The following is a 1819-nucleotide window of genomic DNA, read 5'->3' on the forward strand; positions in this document are numbered from 1 at the left end:
GTGAGCGCAGGTTCATCATGTCGTCGGTCATCGGTGGTGTCCCTCAGGTTGGCTCTAAGCAACCCGACCCTACCGGAAATCACCGATGGCTATGAAATCCAGCTACACCACTCCATGGGACACGATCGCTTCTTTGACGTCTACGATATCCCGCCCGGACTTAGGTTTCAAAAAGTGCTGCTTTCGAAAATCAAAGTAAGCGCTGTCATCGCTATTCATACGGATTCTTTTTCCTCCAGAGAGTGGTGTCGACGTGAGATAATCGAAGCCAAGCGACATAACAGACCGCTTGTGATAGCAAATTGTATCTCGGACAAAGACGAACGCGGCTTCCCGTATCTGGGAAACGTACCAATAGTCCGATTGGATGATGAGAATTCCAACCGCGTGGATATTGTAATACGCGCGTTATTGGATGAGATTCTAAGAGACTTTTTGTGGAAATGTCGAGTTGAACTGATGCGACCTAACAAGAAAAAGCCCCGCGTCATATTTTTGCCAAGGCCGCCCGAGCTGATTTCGCTTGCAGCTCTGATCCCCGCCGCCGAGGGTAGACGATCGATTATCGTATACCCGGATCCTCCTCTTGGTGCCGAGGAAGAACGGTTATTTCATGCGATCGCGCCGAAGATACGGCTGCGCAGTGCCACTGAATGGCTAGCAGGAGTAGTTCGATGACCTACAACGAAGTCTTAGACAAGAGATCGATTGCCGTCTCGACCTCGGAAAGTCCCGATATGCCGGGTCTGGGCCTCCACAAAGAACATCTCCGAGACGCGATGACTGAAATCGCCCGTCACACGCTTGCTCTGGGAGCAAAGCTTGTTTATGGCGGGGACCTTCGCGCTGACGGGTTCAGCAACCTGCTGTTCGAACTTGCTGCGCGATACCGACGTGATACCGATAGTCGAAACAAACTAGGTGTGACGAATTACCTCGCGTGGCCGGTCCACATTCTCCAGAAAGCAGAGCAGCTTGATCAAGCAGCCGCAGACCTTGAGGGGACAGCAGAGCTTCGTTTGTTGGACATCGATGGCAGAGACATCGATCTGAAAGAGCGGCACAAGCTGGAAACCCATCAGCCGACTGAGCCGGAATGGGCCAAAGGGCTGTCGGCCATGCGGCACACGATGCTTGCCGAAACCCACGCTCGGATAATCCTGGGCGGCCGCGTCGACAAGTTCAAGGGTGATATGCCCGGCATCGCCGAGGAAGCTCTATATTCGCTTCAAGCCAAACAACCGCTTTACGTCATGGGCGGGTTCGGCGGCTGCGCTCGCGACGTTGCCGAGGCAATCGGCGTACTGGAACCGAATGGCGTGCGCGAATGGCCCGGTCGCGAGAAATTCAACTCATTCAGGGGCAGGAAGCTAAACAACGGTTTGTCTCCCGAAGAAAACCGGGTTCTCGCCAGCACTCCGTATGTCGACCAGGCCATTGTCTTGATTTTGCGCGGCCTAACAAAAGCTAAGCTCGGTTCACAGGGCGGCATGACCGCTTAGCCATGTGATCCTCCCGCTTCGTAGGGGCATCACTCCGAGACGCGGCCGCCCTTGGTAAGATATTCACGGCCCTTGTCGGAAACGGTCTCAGAAGAGATCTTCACGGAAAACACGTCTTTGCCCAGCTGCACTCGCAAGCCGTCGGCGGCACGCGCTTTCTCAAGGAAATCTATGATTTCCTTGTCGCCATGGTAGTCCTCCCCGTTTTAGCGGGGTTCAGCGGTAGAATTCACGCGGCCATTTTCAGTTTCTGAGCGGGTGTGATGCCGCCAATGCCCATGTTGGGCCGTTCGTGGTTATACGTCCAAAGCCACTCC

Annotated in this window: 2 protein-coding genes; both read left to right on the forward strand. The window is 54.4% G+C overall.

Translation table 11 applies throughout. From position 1 onward, the window contains the following. On the forward strand, positions 1–678 hold a 678-nt coding region (locus EFD55_RS32845), incomplete at its 5' end, for a toll/interleukin-1 receptor domain-containing protein (RefSeq protein ID WP_208653559.1). Beyond that, entirely contained in the window at positions 675–1502 is an 828-nt protein-coding gene (locus EFD55_RS32850; protein ID WP_125851278.1) for a hypothetical protein, read from the forward strand. The genes EFD55_RS32845 and EFD55_RS32850, both read left to right, overlap by 4 nt. Positions 1503–1819: the final 317 nt, after the last annotated feature.

Origin of the sequence: Rhizobium pisi (genome assembly GCF_003938655.1) — a bacterium.
Lineage (GTDB): Bacteria > Pseudomonadota > Alphaproteobacteria > Rhizobiales > Rhizobiaceae > Rhizobium > Rhizobium pisi.

What these genes read in the sequence shown, in the direction of transcription:
- EFD55_RS32850 (WP_125851278.1), top strand. Translation starts at nt 675, where the DNA reads ATGACCTACAACGAAGTCTTAGACAAGAGATCGATTGCCGTCTCGACC.